The organism is Pantoea sp. SM3 (genome assembly GCF_000963995.1).
GTDB lineage: Bacteria > Pseudomonadota > Gammaproteobacteria > Enterobacterales > Enterobacteriaceae > Pantoea > Pantoea rwandensis_B.
Genome location: NZ_JZRD01000022.1, coordinates 101,522 through 118,038, shown reverse-complemented (window position 1 = coordinate 118,038; position 16,517 = coordinate 101,522). Strand labels below are relative to the sequence as shown.

At 52.0% G+C, this 16,517-nt stretch carries 13 protein-coding genes; 7 read left to right on the top strand and 6 right to left on the bottom strand.

Annotation, left to right across the window (positions count from 1 at the left end; all coding sequences use genetic code 11):
• Nucleotides 1-158 precede the first annotated feature (158 nt).
• Complete coding sequence (mobB, locus tag VI01_RS14675; protein ID WP_045815741.1) at nucleotides 159-665, bottom strand: molybdopterin-guanine dinucleotide biosynthesis protein MobB; 507 nt, start codon at nucleotides 663-665, stop codon at nucleotides 159-161.
• Entirely contained in the window at nucleotides 665-1,237 is a 573-nt protein-coding gene (mobA, locus tag VI01_RS14670) for a molybdenum cofactor guanylyltransferase MobA (RefSeq protein ID WP_038643996.1), read from the bottom strand. Before mobA ends, mobB begins: the two co-directional genes overlap by 1 nt.
• A gap of 70 nt (nucleotides 1,238-1,307) precedes the next feature.
• Between mobA and VI01_RS14665 the strand changes: the two genes are divergently transcribed.
• The 4 genes from VI01_RS14665 to polA all read left to right on the top strand — a co-directional run bounded on the left by VI01_RS14665 (nucleotide 1,308) and on the right by polA (nucleotide 6,428).
• On the top strand, nucleotides 1,308-1,583 hold the full coding sequence (locus tag VI01_RS14665; protein ID WP_038643998.1) for a YihD family protein: 276 nt from the start codon (nucleotides 1,308-1,310) through the stop codon (nucleotides 1,581-1,583).
• A gap of 46 nt (nucleotides 1,584-1,629) precedes the next feature.
• Nucleotides 1,630-2,616: a serine/threonine protein kinase gene (locus tag VI01_RS14660; protein WP_038643999.1), complete on the top strand. Its 987-nt coding sequence runs from the start codon at nucleotides 1,630-1,632 to the stop codon at nucleotides 2,614-2,616.
• Between the two features lie 26 nt (nucleotides 2,617-2,642).
• Nucleotides 2,643-3,272: a thiol:disulfide interchange protein DsbA gene (dsbA, locus tag VI01_RS14655; RefSeq protein WP_038644001.1), complete on the top strand. Its 630-nt coding sequence runs from the start codon at nucleotides 2,643-2,645 to the stop codon at nucleotides 3,270-3,272.
• Nucleotides 3,273-3,638: 366 nt separating this feature from the next.
• A complete protein-coding gene (gene polA / locus VI01_RS14650; RefSeq protein WP_045815740.1) occupies nucleotides 3,639-6,428 on the top strand; it encodes a DNA polymerase I in 2,790 nt (929 codons plus the stop codon).
• 408 nt (nucleotides 6,429-6,836) lie between these two features.
• Here the strand turns inward: polA and yihA are convergent, their stop codons facing one another.
• Complete coding sequence (gene yihA / locus VI01_RS14645; protein ID WP_045815739.1) at nucleotides 6,837-7,475, bottom strand: ribosome biogenesis GTP-binding protein YihA/YsxC; 639 nt, start codon at nucleotides 7,473-7,475, stop codon at nucleotides 6,837-6,839.
• 550 nt (nucleotides 7,476-8,025) lie between these two features.
• Between yihA and yihI the strand changes: the two genes are divergently transcribed.
• Together yihI and hemN are read left to right on the top strand one after the other, a co-directional pair.
• Complete coding sequence (gene yihI / locus VI01_RS14640; RefSeq protein ID WP_045815738.1) at nucleotides 8,026-8,547, top strand: Der GTPase-activating protein YihI; 522 nt, start codon at nucleotides 8,026-8,028, stop codon at nucleotides 8,545-8,547.
• Nucleotides 8,548-8,782: 235 nt separating this feature from the next.
• Nucleotides 8,783-10,156, top strand: a complete 1,374-nt coding sequence (gene hemN, locus VI01_RS14635) for an oxygen-independent coproporphyrinogen III oxidase (protein WP_045815737.1) — start codon at nucleotides 8,783-8,785, stop codon at nucleotides 10,154-10,156.
• A 35-nt stretch (nucleotides 10,157-10,191) separates the two neighbouring features.
• Here hemN and glnG read toward each other — a convergent pair whose 3' ends face one another.
• The 3 genes from glnG to glnA all read right to left on the bottom strand — a co-directional run bounded on the left by glnG (nucleotide 10,192) and on the right by glnA (nucleotide 14,254).
• Nucleotides 10,192-11,601 (bottom strand): nitrogen regulation protein NR(I), encoded by a 1,410-nt coding sequence (gene glnG / locus VI01_RS14630; RefSeq protein WP_034823905.1) that lies wholly within the window; start codon nucleotides 11,599-11,601, stop codon nucleotides 10,192-10,194.
• 7 nt (nucleotides 11,602-11,608) lie between these two features.
• Complete coding sequence (gene glnL, locus VI01_RS14625; RefSeq protein WP_034823903.1) at nucleotides 11,609-12,658, bottom strand: nitrogen regulation protein NR(II); 1,050 nt, start codon at nucleotides 12,656-12,658, stop codon at nucleotides 11,609-11,611.
• A gap of 186 nt (nucleotides 12,659-12,844) precedes the next feature.
• Nucleotides 12,845-14,254 carry a glutamate--ammonia ligase gene (gene glnA / locus VI01_RS14620; protein WP_045815736.1) on the bottom strand — a complete coding sequence of 470 codons (1,410 nt, stop codon included), beginning with the start codon at nucleotides 14,252-14,254 and terminating at the stop codon, nucleotides 12,845-12,847.
• Between the two features lie 440 nt (nucleotides 14,255-14,694).
• Between glnA and typA the strand changes: the two genes are divergently transcribed.
• Complete coding sequence (gene typA, locus VI01_RS14615; protein ID WP_034823899.1) at nucleotides 14,695-16,515, top strand: ribosome-dependent GTPase TypA; 1,821 nt, start codon at nucleotides 14,695-14,697, stop codon at nucleotides 16,513-16,515.
• Nucleotides 16,516-16,517 lie beyond the last annotated feature (2 nt).

Sequence of the window (16,517 nt, the reverse complement as noted above, 5' to 3'; positions counted from 1 at the left end):
GTAGGGAACTGCCAGGCATCAATTAAGTGAAGAAACCCTGAACGCAAGTTCAGGGTTTTTTTACGTCTGTAGCCAGGGGATAGTCCAGGTTTTTCTTACGTCTGTAGCCAGGAGATTTTACGTCTGAAATTCAGCCAGTCCCGCAAAAATCCTCCCGCTTACTGACCCGTTCTTAGCCAGTTTTCGATAAAATCAGCCACGCTAAGCGGATGATTAATATCAAGAAGAGGGTAGTCGATCGCCAGTTTCTCATCGCTGGCCAGCGCAATCACATATCCATCCAGTAAATCAGCTACTTCACCTTTGACACCACGCCGCCACAGCGCGATTTTGGCTACAGGTTCATCTTTAAAGCCTTCAACCAGCACCAGATCCAGCGCAGAATGATCCATCCACGCGGTCAGTTCCGTCAGACCCAACGGCTTATCTGGGGTCTCGCACATCAGCGCCCAGCGCTGATCGCTGGCAACAATCACCTGATCGGCACCCGCTTTTCGCAGCAGATAGCTATCTTTTCCCGGCGTATCGATGTCCATTCGATGATGGGTATGTTTAATTAATCCAGTACGGATGCCACGCGCCTTGAGTAGAGGAATCACCTGCTGCAGCAAGGTGGTTTTACCGGTGCCGCTCCACGCGACAATAGCCAGTAATGGCACACCCATCAGTGCTTCTCCTCATCAACCAAATCGTCCGGCGTATTAATATTGCGAAACGCAGATTCAGGATCCGCGAACGTCACCGCATGCCCACCGTGTTCATGTAAGAACTGCATTAAACGCCGCTCACCCCGCAGCAGCCAGGCTTCAAGATCTTCCGCTAATGATCGATTCACCAGCGCCAGGGCAGGATGATCGCGCAGAATTGATCTTACCCAAACCGCAGGCGCATCGCCGCGCTGCTGCCATAAACGTGCAACGAAGTCCTCCGGTAACCAGGGCGTATCACAGGCACAAAAGGCGACCCACTCGGTCTTACTGTGCTGCAAGCCACTTAACATGCCTGCCAACGGACCGGGGTAATCTGGCATCGAATCAGTAACGACCTGACAACCGCTAGCCTGATAACGATCAATGTTACGGTTGGCGCTTATCAACACAATATTGACCTGTGGCATCAAACGCTGCAGAACGTGCTGATAAAGCGGTTTGCCCTGCAACTCCAGCAGCCCTTTATCCTGGCCGCCCATACGACTGCCTTGCCCACCTGCGAGGATCACGCCGGTAAATGCGGTCATTTTCGTCTCCTTGATCAAACTGGACGATACTTGCATAACGGCAGCCTACCACTGCATAGAGGAATCAATGATGAAATATCACCGACTTAATGAATTGTTTGAACTCCTGCAACCGGCCTGGCAAAAGGAGTCAGACCTTAACCTGCTGGCATTTTTACAGAAACTGGCGCAGGAATCAGGCTTCAGTGGCCCATTAAGTGAATTAACCGATGACATATTGATTTACCATCTCAAAATGCGTGACGCTGGCTGCGATGCGGAAATTCCCGGACTGAAAAAGGATTATGAAGTGGACTTCAAAACCGCGCTATTACGTGCACGCGGTGTGATTAAGGATGATGAGTAGTGTTATCCTTGCGCATTCCTTGCAACGGTAACACACAGGCAAAATGATGAGCGAAGCCGCCTTTAATTTCCAGACACTGGACCCCGATGTCATCCTGGATGCACTTTGGGATGCGGGTCTGCGTGTCGAATCCGGCTTAACCGCCCTCAATAGCTACGAAAACCGTGTCTATCAGTTTAGTGATGACGACAAACGTCGCTATGTGGCTAAGTTCTATCGGCCACAACGCTGGAGTGCGCAACAAATTCTGGAAGAGCATCAGTTCACGCATGATCTGCTGGCCGATGAAGTACCTGTTGCTGCACCACTGGCATTGCAGGGCAGTACGCTTAACCACCATGCCGGTTTTATGTTTGCCGTTTTCCCAAGCCTGGGTGGGCGACAGTATGAAACCGATAATGAAGAACAGATGGAGTGGGTGGGCCGATTTCTCGGGCGTATCCATCAAACGGGTCGCCAAAGCCTGTTTCAACAGCGGCCAACGTTCGGCCTGGAAGAGTATGTCTTACAACCTCGCCAGGAGCTGGAGCAAAGCACGCTGGTACCGGCTGCCCTGAAGGATGCGCTGCTGAACGCCGTTGATAAACTTATCGGCACCTTACAGCAGCGCTGGCATGATAAATGGCAGCCGCTCAGGCTGCATGGCGACTGCCATCCAGGTAATATCCTGTGGCGCGATGGACCGATGTTTGTCGATCTTGACGATGCGCGCAACGGGCCTGCAGTGCAGGATCTGTGGATGCTGGTAAACGGCGATCGTCAGGAACAGCTGATTCAGTGGGATATTCTGCTGGAAGCTTATAATGAATTCAGTGACTTTGATTTACATGAATTGTCACTGATTGAGCCTTTACGCGCTATGCGCATGGTTTATTATTTGGCCTGGGTGGTTCGCCGCTGGCAGGACCCGGCTTTTCCGCGCGCCTTTCCCTGGATGACCGATGAGGATTTCTGGCGCCGACAGATTGCACTATTTATCGAGCAGGAGAGGCTGTTACATCAACCCCCGTTGCAGCTTAGCCCGCAATTTTAATGAAGTACTCAGGAGATTTTTTCACGATGAAAAAGATTATGTTTGCGCTGGTAGGTTTAATGCTGGCATTTGGCGCCTCAGCGGCACAGTTTAATGACGGCAAACAATTCGTCACACTGCCAAAGCCGGTTGCTGGTGAGCCACAGGTACTGGAGTTCTTCTCCTTCTTCTGCCCGCACTGCTACCAGTTCGAACGCGTCTATCACGTGAGTGATGCCGTGAAAAAGAACCTGCCAGCAGACACTAAAGTGACTAAATATCACGTTGATTTCCTCGGCGGAGACTTTGGTCCTGTTGTGACTCAAGCCTGGGCGGTAGCGATGGCGCTGGGCGTGGAAAGCAAAGTCACTGCACCGATTTTCGACGGTATTCAGAAAACCCAAACCATCACCGATGCGGCTAGTCTGAAAGCCACCTTCATCCAGGCGGCGGGTATCTCGTCAGAAGATTATGATGCAGCGTGGAATAGCTTTGCGGTGAAAGCATTGGTTGCACAGCAGCAGAAAGCGGCGTCCGATCTTAATCTTCAGGGCGTGCCAGCCATCTTCGTGAACGGCAAATATATGGTGAACAACGGCGGTCTGGATACCAGCTCTATGGACAATTTCGTTGCCGATTACGCCAACGTAGTGAAATTCCTGGTTGAGAAGAAGTAATTAAGCGCGAATAAACGCCGGCGATGTCGGCGTTTTACGCCCTTACTGATGACGTAATCATGATATCCCTGTTAACCCTCCGCTTAATATCCACATGGACGATCACCTTTTCAAAAAGGCGCACTTCATCACGGTAAGTTAATAACAAATTGAAAAACAATAACTTTTATCTGTAAAATGATTGCAATAAGCGTAAATAACAATACGTTATGAATTTTACGCACAAAGTTATCCACAGACCGATCCTTGCGATCCACTCCGCGTAACGACGAAAAAGATCCTGACAACCCTGCTCTGATTCAACATTCCTCTCTGGTTGTGGCATCCTTATAGCCCTCATTATCGCAACGAAGAAAATACGAACCTATGGCGCAAATTGCAGAAAATCCCCTGATTCTGGTAGACGGATCCTCTTATCTCTACCGGGCGTATCATGCCTTTCCGCCGCTGACCAACAGTGCAGGCGAGCCCACGGGCGCGATGTACGGTGTGCTCAACATGCTGAAAAGTTTGCTGATGCAGTATCAGCCGAGCCATGTGGCCGTGGTCTTCGATGCGAAAGGTAAAACTTTCCGCGATGAATTATTCGAGCACTACAAATCGCATCGTCCGCCAATGCCCGACGATCTGCGTGCACAGATCGAGCCGCTGCACGAGATGGTCAAAGCGATGGGATTACCGCTGCTGGCGGTGACTGGCGTTGAGGCTGATGATGTGATTGGTACTCTGGCACTGGAAGCAGAAAAGCAGGGCCGTGCGGTGCTGATCAGCACTGGCGATAAAGATATGGCGCAGCTGGTCACGCCGGGCATTACGCTGATTAACACCATGACTAATACCGTATTGGGCCCGGAAGAGGTCGAGCAGAAATATGGTGTGCCACCTTCACTGATTATCGATTTCCTCGCCATGATGGGTGACAGCTCGGATAACATTCCGGGTGTGCCTGGCGTAGGTGAGAAGACTGCACAGGCGCTGCTGCAAGGCTTAGGCGGTATGCAGTCAATTTATGACAATCTGGATAAAGTGGCGGACCTCTCGTTCCGTGGCGCGAAGACCATGGCAGCGAAGCTGGAGCAGAACCGCGAGGTCGCATTCCTGTCCTATCAGCTGGCGACCATTAAGACTGACGTTGAACTGGAACTGGGTTGCGAGCAACTCACCGTCAACGAGCCGGACGTTGAAAAACTGCAGAATCTCTTCGGCCGCTATGAATTTAAACGTTGGATCAGCGATTTACAGGACGGTAGCTGGCTGCAAGGCAAAAAGAGCAATGTGCAGGCACAGAAATCACTGGCTACTGAATCTGCGGTTGAGGCTGTTGAAACAGCCAGCGTGCTGTCATCTGACGGCTACGTCACTATTCTCGATGAGGCAACCTTCGCCGAGTGGCTGCAAAAATTGAAAAAAGCAGAACTCTTTGCCTTCGATCTGGAAACCGATTCTCTGGATAGCTGGAGTGCCAACATTGTCGGCCTCTCCTTTGCGGTTGCGCCGGGTGAAGCGGCTTATCTTCCGGTGGCTCATGATTATCTTGATGCGCCAGCCCAACTGGATCGCAATGATGTGTTGAAGCAGCTAAAACCGTTACTGGAAGACGCTAAATCTGCAAAAGTCGGCCAGAATCTCAAATACGATCGTGGCGTGCTGAAGAACTACGATATTGAGCTGAACGGCATTAAATTCGACACCATGCTGGAATCCTATTGCCTGAGCAGCGTCGGCGGTAAACATGATATGGATAGCCTGGCTTCGCGCTGGCTGAACCATAAAACCGTCACCTTCGAAGAGATTGCCGGTAAAGGAAAAAATCAGCTGACCTTCAACCAGATTGCCATTGAGCAGGCTGCTCATTACGCAGCAGAAGACGCAGACGTCACGCTGCAGCTGCATCTTAAAATGTGGCCGAAGCTGGAGCAGGAAGCGGGTCCCAAACAGGTCTTTACTGATATCGAAATGCCGCTGGTGACTGTGATTTCACGCATTGAGCGCAACGGCGTGTTGATCGATCAAAACATTCTGGCCAAACACTCGCAGGAGCTGACCACGCGTCTGGCGGAACTGGAGTTGAAAGCGCATGAGCTGGCAGGTGAGCCGTTTAATCTCTCCTCCACCAAGCAGCTGCAGACCATTCTGTTTGAAAAGCAGGGCATCAAGCCTACCAAGAAAACCCCTGGCGGCGCACCCTCTACCAGCGAAGAAGTGCTGGCTGAACTGGCGCTCGACTATCCGCTGCCCAAAGTGATTCTGCAACATCGTGGCCTGTCTAAGCTGAAGTCGACCTATACCGACAAACTGCCTTTGATGATCAATCCGATGACTGGCCGCGTGCATACCTCCTATCATCAGGCGGTCACGGCTACCGGGCGTCTCTCATCTACCGATCCCAACCTGCAAAACATCCCAGTGCGTAACGATGAAGGTCGTCGTATTCGTCAGGCCTTTATTGCGGGTAAAGATAATCGCATCGTCGCGGCTGACTACTCGCAAATTGAGCTGCGCATCATGGCACATCTGTCGCAGGATAAAGGCCTGCTGGATGCGTTTGCGCAGGGTGAAGACATTCACCGCGCAACGGCGTCAGAAGTCTTTGGAGTCGCGCTGAGCAAGGTATCAGGTGAGCAACGCCGAAGTGCCAAGGCAATTAACTTTGGCTTGATTTACGGCATGAGCGCCTTCGGTCTGTCGCGCCAGCTCAACATCGGCGCAGGCGAAGCGAAAAAGTATATGGATCTCTATTTTGAGCGTTATCCGGGCGTACTGCGTTACATGGAAGAGACGCGCACTCAGGCGGCAGAGAAGGGTTATGTGGAGACACTGGATGGTCGCCGTCTGTGGTTACCGGATATCAGCTCCAGCAACGCTATTCGTCGTAAGGCAGCAGAGCGCGCGGCGATTAACGCCCCGATGCAGGGCACCGCAGCGGATATTATTAAACGCGCGATGATCGCCGTGGATGGCTGGTTGCTGCAACAGCAGGATGATGCCGTGAAAATGATCATGCAGGTACACGATGAACTGGTGTTTGAGATCCATAAGGATGCGGTTGAGAGTGCCAGTGCGACGATCCGTCAGCTGATGGAGGGCAGCATGAAGCTGGATGTTCCACTGCAGGTTGAAGTCGGAACGGGCGATAATTGGGATCAGGCGCACTAAGAAAACATTGTCGGCGGTATATCCATGCCGCTGACATCGTCATAAGAAAAAAGTTTACTTAATCGGTTCAGCAACGATGTAAAGCCGCTTGTTAAATGCGCATTTTGTAACTGCCTATCGGCTAAGCATTTTTTTAGTAATTAAACTACACGCCTTAAGCCAAAGTGTGACGAACCCGGTAAAAAAGATGTGGAATCCTGAAACTTAACAACAAAAAACCCTTTGTTGGTCAGGAAAAATCAGGTAAAGTTCATCGCGTAGGGTACAGAGGTAAGATGTTCTATCTTTCAGACCTTTTACTTCACGTAATCGGATTTGGCTGAATATTTAGCCGCCCCAGTCATTTATGACTGGGGCGTTTTTTATTGGGCTTTTTCTGAAAAGCGGGTCGTAAACCCGCGCTTCACATTACGCAGAAGGGGCTTCTTCATCTTCTTGCGCCGGTTCCAGTTCACTGAACCAGCTATCCAGTTTCTGACGAACGATATCAACGCCGATCTTCTTGAGTGATGAGAACATCTCTACCTGCACATCACCCATAAAGCCTAATGCTGCCTCACGCACCAGTTTGAGCTGCGCTTTACGTGCACCAGATGCCAGCTTATCTGCTTTGGTTAACAGCACCAGTACAGGGATGCCGCTCTGGACTGCCCACTCAATCATATTCTGGTCGAGATCTTTCAGCGGATGGCGAATATCCATCAGCACCACCAGGCCTTTCAGTGCCTGGCGCTTCTGCAAATATTCAGACAACGCACGCTGCCATTTACGTTTCATCTCTTCCGGGACTTCGGCGTAGCCATAACCGGGTAAGTCGACCAGGGTTTTCCCCTCGACGACCTGAAACAGGTTGATGAGCTGAGTACGACCTGGCGTTTTACTGGTACGCGCAAGGCTTTTCTGGTTGGTGATGGTATTCAGCGCGCTGGATTTGCCTGCGTTAGAGCGTCCGGCAAACGCGACCTCAATGCCCACATCTGCCGGTAAATGGCGAATATCCGGGGCGCTGAGCACGAAGTGGGTCATGTGATAATTCAAAGCAGACAAAGTAAAGCTCCAGCAAAGTGATTCGGTCAATTGGGCTGATTATACCTGTTATGGCGCAAAAGTGCCCGATAGCGTCTTAACGCGCCATTTTGTAAGAGATCGACGATAATTACTGCCAGCCATTACCGATTAATAGAATGTTCACATGTTATATAGTGTAATATTTTCAATAAAATAAGTAGATTTTGAAAATTACCGCTCTAAATTAAAGACATGTCTCACTTGTTCATTTTACTGATTGGTCTACATTTGGTGTCAGTGCACGGCAGCACCCATCAGGATGATGCGCTCAGGAGTGTCGGGGATGACCAGGAGCATGGCAGGATGTGATTCAGGTATGAGTCGGACAAGGAAAAGGATTACTCGCAGGAGCGATGAGGCGAAGGAGCAACCGGGACGTTGAGAGCTGTAAAGGATTTATACCGTTATTCCTTCAGTAGAAGGTGCGAAATAAGGCGATAGCATAGGCTATCGCCTTTTTTCTTTGTCATCTTTCTGCTAGATTTCGCCGCAATTCTATACTGAAGAAAAATCGCCGAGACCGGACACCATGAAGCAACCTGCACCAGCCCAGCGTGGCAAACCTGCTGCTAAAGCCAAACGCAAATCGCGTGAAGAACTGAACCAGGAAGCACGCGATCGTAAACGCGATAAAAAGCACAGCGGCCATAAAGCGGGCAGCCGTGCGAACCCGGAAACCAAAGGCGCTGGCAAAGGCCAGGGTCAGAAAAATGCCGATCCACGTACCGGCAGTAAAAAACCGGTTGCGCTGGTGGCCGATGGTAAAACCGTACCGGAGAAAAAGCCGGTAGCGAAAGCCAAGCCGAAAGCGGAAAAAGTTCGTCTGACGCCGGAAGAAGAGCTGGCGAAGCTGGAAAACGATGAACGTCTGGACACCTTACTGGATCGTCTGGAAAGCGGTGAGACACTCAGCGCTGAAGATCAGGCATGGCTCGATCAGACGCTGGATCGCATTGACGAACTGATGGAAACCCTCGGTATCGCGTTGGATGACGGTGCTGAAGATGAACAAGCCGAAGTCGATATGATGCGCTTGTTAAAAGGCAACTAAGTCATTTTTGATCGGCGTGCGCTTTTGCGCATGCCGCGCTAAACAGGTATTCGCTGATGCTTTGGCCTGGATCAATTTTAGCGCTGCTGCTGACATGTTATCTCCTGTGGTTATTGTTTAAACTTCGTCGCCTGTCGCGTCTGAAGTCGCGTTTACGCCGGCGTACGGCTCACCGCTATCTCTCCTCTTCTGCAACGCGATCCTCTCTCAAACGACGTCACCGTAAGGAGTGAGCATGTCATCGCAGCAGATTGAATGGGACCAGCGGCTGATTGAAAAATACAATTACGCGGGTCCGCGTTACACCTCATACCCCACTGCGCTGGAGTTCAATGAGAACTTTGGCGAGACAAGCTTCCAGTCTGCGGTTGAACGCTATCCTCAACGTTCCCTGTCGCTGTATGTCCATATTCCGTTCTGCCATCGCCTCTGCTACTTCTGCGGATGCAATAAGATTGTGACGCGCCAGCTGCACAAGGCCGATCGCTATCTGGATGTGCTGGAGCAGGAAATTCGCCAGCGTGCGCCGCTGTTTGCCGGACGCCGCGTCACGCAGTTGCACTGGGGCGGTGGTACACCAACGTTTCTCAATCAAGTTCAGGTCAGCCGGCTGGTGGCGCTGCTGCGTGGCCATTTTGATATTGCTGATGATGTTGAGATGTCTATCGAGGTCGATCCACGCGAAATTGAGCTGGAGATGATCGATCATCTGCGCGCTGAAGGTTTCAATCGCCTGAGTATGGGTGTGCAGGACTTTAATAAAGCGGTGCAGGAGCGCGTCAACCGCGTGCAGGATGAAGAGACTATCTTTGGGCTGGTTGAACGTGCGCGTGCGCGAGGGTTCCGCTCAGTGAGCCTGGATCTGATTTACGGCCTGCCGCTGCAGACGCCCGAAAGTTTTGCCTTCACCTTACAGCGAGTCATCGCGCTTAATCCCGATCGACTCAGCGTATTCAATTACGCGCACATGCCGATGCTGTTTGCTGCACAACGCAAAATCAAAGATGAAGAGCTACCTGGTGCGGAACAGAAGCTGCAAATCCTGCAGCAAACCATTGGCACCTTGACCGATGCAGGCTATCAGTTCATCGGGATGGACCACTTTGCTAAACCGAATGATGAGCTGGCCATCGCGCAGCGTGCGGGTGAACTGCACCGCAATTTTCAGGGGTACACCACGCAAGGCGAAACCGAGCTGGTGGGATTCGGTGTCTCGGCGATCAGTATGCTGGGAGACAGTTATGCGCAGAACCAAAAAGAGCTGAAGGCTTACTATGCCAGCGTAGAGCAGAGTGGGAACGCGCTATGGCGTGGTTTGACACTGAGTGACGATGACTGCCTGCGCCGTGATGTCATCAAGACGTTGATCTGCAATTTCTCATTAGATTTTGCGGCAATTGAAGCGCAATGGCCCATCACTTTTGAAGCCTATTTTGCGGAAGATTTAGCGTTACTGGCGCCATTGATGGCGGATGGCTTGCTGGAACAGCGTGGTCGTCGCCTGCAGGTCACAGGAATTGGGCGTTTACTGATTCGCAATATTTGCATGTGCTTTGATCGCTATCTGCGTCAAAAGGCTCGCATGCAGCAGTTCTCGCGGGTGATATAAAAATCAGGGGAGCATCGCGCTCCCCTGGTTCTCACTTATTCCATTCCCAGCTCTTTCAGTTTACGCGTCAGAGTATTACGACCCCAACCCAGTAAACGTGCGGCTTCCTGCTTGTGACCCTGAGTGTGACGCAGAGCGGTGGTGAGCAGAGTGCGCTCCATCTCCGGCTGCGCTTCAGAGAGCAGGTTTTGATGACCGGAACGCAGCGCGCGGTCCGCCCATTGTGCCAGCAGGGTGGCCCAGCTGTCCGGCAGCGACTGCACCGGATTGTCCGGCGTGCTTGACTCAAACAGCTCTGGTGGCAGATCCTGAATCAACACTTCCTGGCCTGCAGCCATCACGGTTAGCCAGCGGCAGGTATTCTCCAGCTGGCGCACGTTACCGGACCAATGCAGACGCGTCAGCGCTGTTTCCGTCTCCGGATGCAGAATCTTCGCCTCAACACCCAACTCACGCGCGGCGACTTGCAGGAAATAACGCGCCAGACGTGGGATATCCTCGCGACGTTCGCGCAATGGCGGCAAGTGCACACGAATCACGTTCAGACGATGGAATAAATCCTCACGGAACTTGCCTTCCTGCACGCGCAGTTCGAGATTTTGGTGGGTTGCCGCGATAATACGCACATCCACTTTCACCGGTGCATAGCCGCCCACGCGGTAGAACTGGCCATCGGCCAGCACGCGCAGCAATCGGGTTTGCACGTCGAGCGGCATGTCACCTATTTCATCAAGAAACAGCGTGCCCCCATCGGCCTGTTCAAAACGGCCCTGACGGATCTGATTCGCCCCGGTAAAGGCCCCTTTCTCATGCCCGAACAATTCGGATTCGATCAGGTCTTTTGGGATCGCCGCCATATTCAACGCGATAAACGGTGATTTGGCACGCGGGCTGTGGCGATGCAGTGCATGCGCCACTAACTCTTTACCGGTACCCGATTCACCATTAATCAGCACGCTGATGGAAGATCGCGACAGACGGCCAATGATGCGAAACACATCCTGCATCGCCGGCGCTTCGCCGATAATGTCCGTAGTCGGGCCGCTCACCGGTTGATTACGCGGCTGCTGCTGCTCCTGATAATGGCTGATCGCACGTTCAACCAGCGCGACCGCTTCATCAATATCAAACGGCTTTGGCAGGTAATCGAACGCGCCTTGTTGATAAGCGCTGACGGCGGCATCAAGATCCGAATGCGCCGTCATAATGATGACCGGCAGCATCGGGTGACGCTGTTTAATCTGTTTCAGCAGCGCCAGCCCATCCATGCCCGGCATGCGAATATCCGATAACAATACATCTGGGGTTTTACTTGAGAGTGCATCCAGCACCTCATTGCCGCTGTCAAATGTCGCGCAGCTCAAACCGGCTCCAGTGAGCGCACGTTCAAGCACCCAGCGGATGGAGCTATCGTCATCGACGATCCAGACTATCCCTCGTTGCATAGAAACCTCACTGGCGAATAGGCAGGTAAACCGAGAATTCGGTGTGTCCTGGCCAACTGTTAAATTCTATTTTTCCTGAATGCTGATCGATCAGGCTGCGGGCAATGGAGAGACCTAAACCGGTTCCTCCTTCACGACCACTCACCATCGGATAGAACAGCGTGTCCTGTAGCTGAGCAGGAATCCCAGGGCCATCATCTTCAATATCGATACGCGCCACCAGACGATAACGGGTGCCGTGCAGCGTCAGCTGAAACGCGGTACGGGTACGGATCACGATAGTGCCGCCTTCGTCACCCAGCGCCTGCAGCGCATTACGCACCACGTTGAGCAGCACCTGTTCAATCTGATCGGGATCGTGTGGCAGTTCGGGCAGGCTCGGGTCGTAATCACGCACCAACGAGACATTGTCCGGCAGCTCCATCGAGACCAGATTCACCACGCGCTCCGCCACCTGATGAATGCTTTGTGTGACGTGCATACCGGGCTGTTGGGGTCCCAGTAAACGATCAACCAGATTACGCAGGCGGTCCGCCTGTTCGATAATAATCCGGGTATATTCATGCAGCGAAGGATCGGGCAGAGCACGCGTTAATAACTGCGCGGCGCCGCGTAATCCTCCGAGCGGGTTTTTAATTTCATGCGCCAGTCCGCGCACTAAATCACGTGCGGCGACCTGCTGAGCATGTTGCAGCTGTTCCTGGCTGAGACGGCGTTGATTATCCATCGGCGCCATTTCCAGCAGGATAAGGCCATCGGGTAGACGCTGCGCGGTCAGCGACATAATGTGCGCGCGGCCATCGACCACTAACGTCACTTCGCTGTCGGTAAAGCCCTGGCCTGCTCCAAGACTCTCGCTCATCACCTCAATATTCAGCGAAAAATAGCCGGTTAATTCCGGTAATGGCGTGCCGAACAATTTGCGTGAGCTTTGTGCCAGTAATTGCTGCGCAGCCGGGTTGGCATAATGGATAACCAAATCGTTATCGACCAGCAAAATACTGTTTATTAGAGAGTTAAGAATCTGCCCCGCGTCGGGCAATGTACCAGTTGCCATACAGCGTTCCTCTGCACTAAATTAGTGCATTATAGCCTTTTGGGACTGAAAACTATCATTCGAACGATGAATTCGCGGTGAAAAAAGCCCATCCGGAGATGGGCTAAAGTTTCCACGGCAACAAAAAAACGTTCAGGTTATTTACGCCGCTAATAAGCGGCGTGAAATGCGCTGAAATTTTTTAAATTAAACGCTGTAGTACAGTTCGAACTCAACGGGGTGCGGAGTCATGCGCACGCGGTCAACTTCTGGCTTACGCAGTTCGATGTACGCGTCGATTGCGTCATCAGTGAACACGCCGCCACGGGTCAGGAACTCGCGGTCTTCGTTCAGTGCGTTCAGTGCTTCTTCCAGAGAGCCTGCAACTTTTGGAATCTCAGCTTCTTCTTCCGGAGGCAGGTCATACAGGTTTTTGTCCATCGCATCGCCAGGGTGGATCTTGTTGATAACACCATCAAGACCCGCCATCAGCAGCGCGGTGAAGGCCAGGTACGGGTTAGCCGCTGGATCCGGGAAGCGTGCTTCGATACGACGTGCTTTCGGGCTCGCAACCACTGGGATACGGATTGAAGCAGAACGGTTACGTGCTGAGTAAGCCAGCATAACAGGTGCTTCGTAACCCGGGACCAGACGCTTGTACGAGTTGGTGGTTGGGTTAGCCAGGGCGTTGATCGCTTTAGCGTGCTTGATGATACCGCCGATGTAGAACAGAGCAGTTTCAGACAGGCCGCCGTACTTGTCGCCAGAGAACAGGTTCACGCCACCTTTTGACAGGGACATGTGGCAGTGCATACCAGAACCGTTATCGCCGAACATTGGCTTAGGCATGAAGGTTGCTGTTTTTCCGTACGCGTGAGCAACGTTGTGCACCACGTATTTGTAGATCTGAATTTCGTCAGCTTTTTTGGTCATGGTGTTGAAGCGGGTAGCCACTTCGTTCTGACCTGCTGTTGCAACTTCGTGGTGGTGAGCTTCAACCACCAGACCCATCTGCTCCATGGTCAGACACATAGCAGAACGGATGTCCTGAGCTGAGTCGACAGGTGGAACCGGGAAGTAACCGCCTTTCAGACCTGGACGGTGACCTTTGTTTCCGCCTTCGTATTCTTTACCGGTGTTCCATGCGGCTTCAATATCATCGATAGCGACGTGTGAACCTGAAGTATAAGAACCGAAACGGATGTCATCGAACAGGAAGAACTCTGGCTCAGGTCCAAACAGCACGGTATCCGCGATGCCTGAAGAACGCAGGAACTCTTCTGCACGTTTAGCAATGGAGCGTGGGTCACGGTCGTAGCCCTGCAGCGTGCCTGGCTCGAGGATGTCACAACGGATGATCAGCGTTGGATCTTCGAAGAACGGATCCATAACCGCAGTGGTCGCATCCGGCATCAGCACCATGTCTGATTCGTTAATGCCTTTCCAGCCACCGATGGATGAGCCATCGAACATTTTGCCTTCTTCGAAGAAGTCAGCGTTAACCTGGTGAGCAGGGATAGTAACGTGCTGTTCTTTACCTTTGGTATCGGTAAAACGCAGGTCAACAAACTTAACTTCGTGCTCGTTCATCATCGAGAGGACGTGTTCAGCGGACATACTTAAACTCTCCTGGAAATGGTCATAATCGTCATGGTGAGAGAACTTCGTTGCCTGGAATGTGTCACGCTTACTGACCACCCCTAACCAAGATCTCGGCAAGCTCTTTTCAACCGTTGTATAACTGTCGTTTTCGCTTGAAAAATATAAAGCGAATTCTGTGCCAACTTTATTACAATGGTAAAAATGGCGCTGTGACGCGCTCTTTCGTGAGTCGGTGACTGCACCAGTATGGATGATGTGCACTAATTTGGTGCTTCACAAATCAATTATCGCCCCAAAAAGGTGCAAAATCCCATCACAGTGCAGATTAATGCACCGTTATTGGTGCTAAAAAACAGCACTAAGAGAAACTTTAAGGGAATACTGTGATCATGTTCAGTCTTTCGCTTAATCCGTGTACAATACCGCGTTATTTCTATAATGCCTGAGGCAAAGCTGTGATCGAAAATTTGCGTAACATCGCCATCATCGCGCACGTTGACCATGGTAAGACCACCCTGGTTGACAAGCTGTTACAACAGTCCGGTACTTTTGATGCTCGTACCGAAGCGACTGAGCGCGTAATGGACTCCAACGATTTGGAGAAAGAGCGTGGGATTACCATCCTCGCAAAAAACACCGCCATCAAATGGAACGACTACCGTATCAACATCGTTGATACCCCAGGACACGCCGACTTCGGTGGTGAAGTGGAACGTGTTATGTCCATGGTGGACTCGGTGCTGCTGGTTGTAGATGCGATGGATGGCCCTATGCCGCAAACCCGCTTCGTAACCAAAAAAGCCTTTGCTCATGGTTTGAAGCCGATTGTAGTCATCAACAAAGTTGACCGTCCGGGCGCGCGCCCTGATTGGGTTGTTGATCAGGTGTTTGACCTGTTCGTTAACCTCGACGCGACTGACGAGCAGCTGGACTTCCCTATCATTTATGCGTCAGCGCTGAATGGTATCGCCGGTCTGGATCACAACGACATGGCAGACGACATGACCCCGCTGTACCAGGCGATTGTGGATCGTGTTTCTCCACCACAGGTTGAAGTTGAAGCCCCACTGCAGATGCAGATCTCGCAGCTGGACTACAACAACTACCTGGGCGTTATCGGCATTGGCCGCATCAAGCGCGGTAAAATCAAGCCGAACCAGCAAGTCACTATCATTGATAGCGAAGGCAAAACCCGTAACGGTAAAGTCGGTAAAGTACTGGGCCATCTGGGTCTGGAACGTATCGAGAGCGCCGAGGCTGAAGCAGGCGATATCATCGCTGTGACCGGTCTGGGCGAGCTGAACATCTCTGACACCATCTGCGACACGCAGAAGGTTGAAGCGCTGCCAGCCCTGAGCGTCGATGAACCAACCGTTACCATGTTCTTTAACGTCAACACTTCACCTTTCTGCGGTAAAGAAGGTAAGTATGTGACTTCGCGCCAGATCCTGGAGCGTCTGAACAAAGAGCTGGTACACAACGTGGCACTGCGCGTTGAAGAAACCGAAGATTCAGACGCATTCCGTGTGTCTGGTCGTGGTGAGCTGCACCTGTCTGTTCTGATCGAGAACATGCGTCGTGAAGGTTTCGAGCTGGCGGTATCCCGTCCGAAAGTTATCTTCCGCGAATTCGAAGGCCGTAAACAAGAGCCATTCGAAAACGTGACCCTCGACATCGAAGAAACCCACCAGGGTTCAGTGATGCAGGCGATGGGTGAGCGTAAAGGCGATCTGAAAAATATGGATCCAGATGGCAAAGGCCGTGTACGTCTCGACTACATGATCCCAAGCCGTGGCCTGATCGGCTTCCGTAACGAATTCATGACCATGACTTCAGGTACCGGTCTGCTGTACTCCACCTTCAGCCACTACGACGATGTGCGTCCAGGCGAAGTGGGCCAGCGTCAGAACGGTGTACTGATCTCTAACGGCCAGGGTAAAGCAGTCGCATTCGCACTGTTCAGCCTGCAGGATCGCGGTAAGCTGTTCCTGGGTCACGGTGCTGAGGTTTATGAAGGCCAGATTATCGGTATTCACAGCCGTTCTAACGACCTGACAGTTAACTGCCTGACCGGTAAGAAACTGACCAACATGCGTGCGTCAGGTACTGACGAAGCGACCACTCTGGTTCCACCGCAGAAAATGACGCTGGAGCAGGCTATCGAGTTCATCGATGATGACGAACTGGTAGAAGTGACTCCGCAGTCAGTCCGTATTCGTAAACGTCACCTGACCGAGAACGACCGTAAGCGTGCGTCTCGCGGCGGTAAAGAGTAAGC

Coding starts and splice junctions, on each gene's coding strand:
- mobB (WP_045815741.1), bottom strand. CDS start 665: ATGGGTGTGCCATTACTGGCTATTGTCGCGTGGAGCGGCACCGGTAAA.
- mobA (WP_038643996.1), bottom strand. CDS start 1,237: ATGACCGCATTTACCGGCGTGATCCTCGCAGGTGGGCAAGGCAGTCGT.
- VI01_RS14665 (WP_038643998.1), top strand. CDS start 1,308: ATGAAATATCACCGACTTAATGAATTGTTTGAACTCCTGCAACCGGCC.
- VI01_RS14660 (WP_038643999.1), top strand. CDS start 1,630: ATGAGCGAAGCCGCCTTTAATTTCCAGACACTGGACCCCGATGTCATC.
- dsbA (WP_038644001.1), top strand. CDS start 2,643: ATGAAAAAGATTATGTTTGCGCTGGTAGGTTTAATGCTGGCATTTGGC.
- polA (WP_045815740.1), top strand. CDS start 3,639: ATGGCGCAAATTGCAGAAAATCCCCTGATTCTGGTAGACGGATCCTCT.
- yihI (WP_045815738.1), top strand. CDS start 8,026: ATGAAGCAACCTGCACCAGCCCAGCGTGGCAAACCTGCTGCTAAAGCC.
- hemN (WP_045815737.1), top strand. CDS start 8,783: ATGTCATCGCAGCAGATTGAATGGGACCAGCGGCTGATTGAAAAATAC.
- glnG (WP_034823905.1), bottom strand. CDS start 11,601: ATGCAACGAGGGATAGTCTGGATCGTCGATGACGATAGCTCCATCCGC.
- glnL (WP_034823903.1), bottom strand. CDS start 12,658: ATGGCAACTGGTACATTGCCCGACGCGGGGCAGATTCTTAACTCTCTA.
- glnA (WP_045815736.1), bottom strand. CDS start 14,254: ATGTCCGCTGAACACGTCCTCTCGATGATGAACGAGCACGAAGTTAAG.